Genomic DNA, 6,000 nt, shown 5'->3' with positions numbered 1-6,000 from the left:
GGACCGCCGGTGGACCGGCCCTGTCCGGCGCGCCGATCCGGCCGCCGGCTCGGCGTGAGCCACGCCCACCGGAAACCTCGTGCGGCTCAGTCCGGGGGTTGTGGCGCGCTGACCGTCTGCGCCGAGGTGCGCCGCTCCAGGAACGAGCCCGGCGCGGCGTTCGGGTCGGCGGTGCGCCGGTCCGACTCGTCGAGGATGGCCGCCGCCTGCTCCCGGCGGTCGTCGCTGCCGGCCGCCTCCTCCTCCGGGAGCAGGTGCTCGGCCCTCCGGCGTACCCGATCCTGTTCGTCGTGTGATCCGCTCATACCGGGCCCGTACCCGCCCGGGCCGTCGGCGACACCCGCTGGCGACATCCGCCTGAGGCCCCCGACGCCGTCGCGGGCGGTTCAGGGGGCGAGTTGCGGCCGCACGGCGTGCGGGTGCTCGGGCTGGAGAGGGAGGCGGTGCCGGCCGCGTACGTGCGCGCGCTCGGCCTGCACGTGCGCGGCATCGCCTCGGTGGTTCGGCGGCGCCGCCGTCACGTCACCGTCGACAGCAGCATGATGAACCCGAAACCGACCAGCGACACCGCGGTCTCCATCACCGACCAGGACGCGAAGGTCTGGCCGACGGTCAGCCCGAACGACTCCTTCACGAGCCAGAAGCCGGCGTCGTTGACGTGCGAGAGGAACAGCGATCCGGTCCCGATGGCGAGCGCCAGCAGGGCGGCGTGGGTGGGGCTCAGGGAGGTCGCCAGCGGCCCGACGATGCCGGCGGCGGTGATGGTGGCGACGGTCGCGGATCCGGTCGCCAACCGCAGCGCCACCGCGATGAGATAGCCCAGCACGAGCACGGACAGGTGCGCGCTGTTGGCGAACTTGGCCACCGTGTCGCCGACCCCGGCGCCGATGAGGGTCTGCTTGAAGCCCCCGCCGGCGCCGACGATGAGGATGACCGCCGCGACCGGCGCGACGCTGGCGCCGATCCGCGACGCGACCGCCGACCCGGTGAACCCGACCGCGTACCCGAAGGTCACCATCGCGAGGAGCACGGCGAGGGTCAGCGCGACCAGCGGTTCACCGATGAAGTCCAGCACGGTCCGGGCCATGGGCGCGTGCTTCGCGTCCGGCCACACGATGTCCGCCAGCGCCTTGAGCAGCATGAGGATGACGGGGAACAGGATGGTGAACAGGGTGGCCCCGAACGACGGGGGCCGGGTGACCTCATCGCCGCGCGTGCCTCCCGCCGTCGTGTCGACGCCGCCGGCCCGCTCCGGGGCACCGACCGGTACCCGCCGGGCGATCACGACCGACAGCAGCGGGCCGCAGACCACGACGGTCGGGAGCGCGACCAGCAGGCCGAGCGCCAGCGTGGTACCGAGCTGCGCGTGTACGGCGCTGATCGCGAGCAGCGGGCCGGGATGCGGCGGAATCAACCCGTGCAGCACGGACAGGCCGGCGAGCGCCGGGATCGCGACCCTCATCAGGCGCAGGCCGGAGCGTTGGGCGACCAGCACGATGACGGGCAGCAGCAGCACCAGGCCGATCTCGAAGAACATCGGTATGCCGACGATGATGGCGACCAGGGCGGTAGCCCACGGTACCGCCGCGGGCGGTGCCTTCGACAGCAGCGTGTCGATGACCCGGTCGGCGCCGCCGGAATCGGCCAGCAGCTTGCCGAGCATCGCGCCGAGGGCGATGAGCAGGCCGACCTCCTGCAGGGTGCTGCCGACCCCAGACTCGAAGTTGGTGACGATTTTTCCCAGCGGGACGCCGGAGGCCACGCCCACGAACGCCGAACCCACCAGCAGGGACAGGAACGGGTGCGTCTTCGCCAGGACGATGAGCGCGACGACGATGGCGATGCCGAGGACGGTGACCGCGATCAGCCGGGTGTCGTGCGTTCCCCAAGGCTGGGCGGCGGCCTCGATGTGCAGCGTGTACACGGCGATTTTCCCCTCCGATCCATCGAAGTTGACCGAAGTTGATCACGCACACATCTTAGGTCGGGATCGATGGTTCGGCGCGGCACACGAGCACCCAGGCGGGTACGCGCGGGGCCACCCGGCGGCGAACCGGGCGTGACGCCGCTCACAGAGTCGCACCGGCCCGAGGACGCCGCCCCGGTGGTGGTGGTCACCGAGACACAGCACCGCCGGTGCGGCGAGCGGGAGCAGCGATTACCGTGGCCGTAGGTCCCGCCCACGAAACACCGCACGGAGAACGATGAGCACGCTTTCCCTCGCCGTCGACCGGCTCCTGACGCTCGGTACCACCGGCCACCACCCGGCCAGCGCCATAGCCGGCGTGCGCACCGATTCCGGCACCGAGGTCGAGGCCGGCGGCTGGGCGAAGCTGCCGGTGGGCGACGCCCCGGGCGTCCCGATGGCGCGGGAAACCCTGCTGGACCTGGCCTCGGTCACCAAGGTCGCGTCAACCACCACCCTGGCCATGCGGTTGGTGGCCGCCGGCCAGTTGAGCCTGGAGGCGCCCGCGCGGCGGTACCTCCCGGACTTCGACGGCGAGGGGAAGGACGGCGTCACGGTCGAGCAGCTGCTCACCCACACCGCTGGCCTGCCGCCCTGGTGGCCGCTGTACTGCGAGACGCGGGACCGCGACACCGCGCTGGAGCGCGCGCAGGCGCTGCCGTTGGCGGCGAAGCCGGGCACCGAGTGGCGGTACTCCGACCTCGGGCTCATTCTGGCCGGTCACATCGTCGAGCGAATCACCACGCTCAACCTCGCCGACGCCTTCCGCCGCCTGGTCGCCGAGCCGCTCGGCCTCACCGCGGTCTACGGCCCCGTGCCCGCCGAGCGGGCCGCGGCCGGCGGGGACAGCGACGCGTACGAGTTCGGCATGATCGCCACCGGCGAGCCGCACCCCGTCCCCTTCACCACCGACAGCTTCACCGGCTGGCGACGGGGGGAGCTGCGCGGCGTGGCCAACGACGGCAACGCCGCACACGCACTCGGTGGCGTCGCGGGCCACGCCGGGCTCTTCGCCACCGTCGACGACCTGCTCACCCTCGGTGCCGCGGTGCGCGGCGGCGACCTCGTGCCCCACGCCGTCCTCGCGCGGTTCGCCACGCCCAACGCCGTCCACCCGGAGCAGGCGGTCGGCTTCCGCTGCCGGCGGCTGGAGGTCGGCGGGCAGGCGCTCACCGTCCTGCACCACGGCGGATTCACCGGGACCTTCCTCGCCCTGGCGATCGAGCGCGAGTTGGTGGTCGCCGGGGGCGCGATGCGCCTGTACGGCACCCTCGGGCCGATCCCCGCGTCCCTCACCGGTCCCACCGGCGGCACCGCACCCGACGTGACCGGTCTGGTCCCGGGCACGGACATCCAGGGCGTCCTGCTCGACGCGGCGCGCGAGGCGCTGGCGGACTGACCCGGGCACGCTGGCGCGGGCTCAGCGACCCGCGTCGGCGATCAGGTCGGTGGAGACCCGCCAGAGCCGGGCGGCGGCCTCGGGATCGAGCGCGTAGCCGGCCACCCCGCGCCGTACCCCGGGCTGGTGCGGGCCGGCCTCCTGGCAGTCCTCGAAGTAGCGTCCGGTCACGCCGTTGACCAGTGGGGAGCCGGCGAGCAGGACCGACGTCGCGGCTCCCTGCTCGACGTTCTTCCACGACACGTCGGCGCTGTTCGGGTCGAACGAGGCCGGTGCGCTGCCCACGGTGCCGCCGTACCGGGTCAGGTTGGTACCCAGGATCCGGCCCGGGTTCAGGGCGTTGACGGCGATGCCGTCGCCTTCCCAGCGCTTGGCCGCCTCGACCGCGAACAGGATGTTCGCCGTCTTCGACTGCCCGTACGCCTGCCACTTGTCGTATTCGCGGCGCCGGAAGTGCAGGTCGTCGAAGTCGAGGTTCGCGTTGACGTGACCGACCGAGCTGACGACGACGACACGGGCGTCGCCGGCCGCGGCCAGCCAGGGGTGCAGCCCCACCGCGAGGGCGAAGTGGCCGAGGTGGTTGGTGGCGAACTGCAGCTCCCAGCCCCGCGGCGTACGCAGTTCGGGGGTGGCCATGATCCCGGCGTTGTTGACGAGGATGTGCAGCGGCTCGGACCAGGCCGACCCGAACGCCGCCACCGACCGCTGGTCGGCCAGGTCCAGCGGGGCGACCAGGATCTGGGCGTTGCCGGTCGTCGCGATCAGGTCCTCGGCGACCCGTTGGCCCGCGGCGACATCGCGCACCGCGAGGGTGATCCGCGCACCGGCGGCGGCGAGTGCCCGCGCGGTCTCGACGCCGATGCCGGATGACGCGCCGGTCACGATGGCGCGGCGCCCGGGCAGGTCGACTCCGGCCATGACCTCGGCGGCCGTCGAGGTGGCCCCGAAGGGTGTGGTGATGAGGTCTGACATGGGCTTCTCCTCGTGATGGATGGCAGGGCGAGCCACGGGCTAGGCTATATACGGACCGCGGTCCGCATACGGTCCAGCCTAAGCGGAGCCGGGTCCGTTTACCAGCGGCATGGGTCACACCCGAATGAGGAACAGGGGGGATATCGTGCCCGATCGTCCGCTTCGTGCCGACGCGCGAAGCAACCATGACCGTCTGCTGGTGGTGGCCGCGGAGGCCTTCGCCCGCGAGGGCACGCAGACCTCGCTGAAGGCGATCGCCCGGGCCGCCGGGGTCGGCATCGGCACCCTCTACCGCCGCTTCCCCACCCGGGAATCCCTGGTCGAGGCGGTCTACCGCAACGAGGTCATCCGCCTGTGCGACGCCGCCGCGGAGCTGCTGCGGACGCTCACCCCGGCGGCGGCGCTGCCCGCCTGGATGGAGAGGTTCGTCGACTTCATGGCGGCGAAGCACGGCATGGCGGACGTCCTGCGCGCGGTGCTGCTGTCGGAAGAGGACCGGATGCACACCCGGGACCTGCTGCGGGCGGCGATCGCGACGCTGCTCGACGCGGGTACGGCCGCCGGCGGCGTGCGCCCCGGCGTCGACCCGAACGATGTCCTGATGGGTCTCGGCGGCATCACCATGATCGCCGGCGAGGAGGACCAGCGGGACCTGGCGAGCCGCCTGATCGGCCTGCTCCTGCACGGCATCGCCACCGCCGCCGAGGGCCCCGGCGGCACGGCCTGACGGCCCGGGGCACCGGCCTGACGGCCCGGGGCACCGGCCTGACGGCCCGGGGCACCGGCCAGCCGCCGGCGGGGTGCCGGAGCCGACCGGCCGTGGCAGCATGAAGACGTGCTGAAGGTCGAATTCAACGGTCACAGCGCAGGCATCGAGGACATGCATCGGGTGGCGACCTGGAACTACGGCCACTTCACCTCGATGCAGGTGCGCCAGGGGGCGGTCCGCGGTCTGGACCGGCACCTGGAGCGTCTGGCGAGGGCATCGCGCGAGCTTTTCCCCGACGCCGCCGACGGCGGTCCGGACCGCCTCCGCGGCCTGATCCGGCATGCGCTCGACGGCGAGGGCGACGCGACGGTTCGGGTGACCGTGATCCCCCGGGACGGCGAGATGGCGGCTACCGACGTCATGGTGTCAGTCTCCGAACCCCTCACCGACGCGCCGGAGCCGGCGTGGCTGGTGCGCGCGGTCACCTACGAGCGGGACCTGCCGCACCTCAAGCACGTCGCGACCATGGGCCTCACCCACCAGCTCCGGCAGGCCCGTGAGGCGGGATTCGACGACGTGCTCTTCGTGGGCCGGGACGGGTACGTGCGGGAGGGCTCGGAGTGGAACGTCGCGTTCTGGGACGGCGCGCGGGTCGTCTGGCCCGAGGCCGAGGCGCTGCCCGGCATCGCCATGCACCTGCTGCGGCAGGGGTTGCGACGGACCGGCGTGCCCTGGACGGCTCGGCGGGTGGCTGTCGGCGCGCTTGCCGGGTTCACGGCCGCGGCGGCGACCAACTCGAGCTGCCCCAGCCAGCCGCTGGCCCGGATCGGCGGTACGAGCTTCCCCGGGGACGACGGCACCCTGGACGCGGTCCTGCGGTCGGCGTGGGCCGAGGTCCCGTGGGATGTGCTCTAAGCGACGTCTCTTTCATCCCTCCGGGACGTGGGTTGTTTC

At 72.9% G+C, this 6,000-nt stretch carries 6 protein-coding genes; 3 read left to right on the top strand and 3 right to left on the bottom strand.

What is annotated here, in order from left to right; all coding sequences use genetic code 11:
• Positions 1–86: 86 nt before the first annotated feature.
• Both ABEA87_RS24475 and ABEA87_RS24470 read right to left on the bottom strand, forming a co-directional pair.
• Positions 87–305, bottom strand: a complete 219-nt coding sequence (locus ABEA87_RS24475; RefSeq protein ID WP_345633212.1) for a hypothetical protein — start codon at positions 303–305, stop codon at positions 87–89.
• Between the two features lie 212 nt (positions 306–517).
• Positions 518–1,924, bottom strand: a complete 1,407-nt coding sequence (locus tag ABEA87_RS24470; protein WP_345633211.1) for a GntT/GntP/DsdX family permease — start codon at positions 1,922–1,924, stop codon at positions 518–520.
• A gap of 280 nt (positions 1,925–2,204) precedes the next feature.
• Here ABEA87_RS24470 and ABEA87_RS24465 point away from each other — a divergent pair, with 280 nt between their 5' ends.
• A complete protein-coding gene (locus ABEA87_RS24465) occupies positions 2,205–3,365 on the top strand; it encodes a serine hydrolase domain-containing protein (protein WP_345633209.1) in 1,161 nt (386 codons plus the stop codon).
• A 21-nt stretch (positions 3,366–3,386) separates the two neighbouring features.
• Here the strand turns inward: ABEA87_RS24465 and ABEA87_RS24460 are convergent, their stop codons facing one another.
• On the bottom strand, positions 3,387–4,337 hold the full coding sequence (locus ABEA87_RS24460) for an SDR family NAD(P)-dependent oxidoreductase (RefSeq protein WP_345633207.1): 951 nt from the start codon (positions 4,335–4,337) through the stop codon (positions 3,387–3,389).
• Positions 4,338–4,536: 199 nt separating this feature from the next.
• Between ABEA87_RS24460 and ABEA87_RS24455 the strand changes: the two genes are divergently transcribed.
• Both ABEA87_RS24455 and ABEA87_RS24450 read left to right on the top strand, forming a co-directional pair.
• Complete coding sequence (locus ABEA87_RS24455) at positions 4,537–5,064, top strand: TetR/AcrR family transcriptional regulator (protein WP_345633206.1); 528 nt, start codon at positions 4,537–4,539, stop codon at positions 5,062–5,064.
• A gap of 108 nt (positions 5,065–5,172) precedes the next feature.
• Complete coding sequence (locus tag ABEA87_RS24450) at positions 5,173–5,961, top strand: aminotransferase class IV (protein ID WP_345633202.1); 789 nt, start codon at positions 5,173–5,175, stop codon at positions 5,959–5,961.
• The last annotated feature ends 39 nt before the right edge of the window (positions 5,962–6,000 follow it).

Origin of the sequence: Rugosimonospora acidiphila (genome assembly GCF_039543385.1) — a bacterium.
In the GTDB taxonomy this organism is placed as follows: domain Bacteria; phylum Actinomycetota; class Actinomycetes; order Mycobacteriales; family Micromonosporaceae; genus Rugosimonospora; species Rugosimonospora acidiphila.
This window is presented reverse-complemented; position numbering and strand designations above follow the sequence as displayed.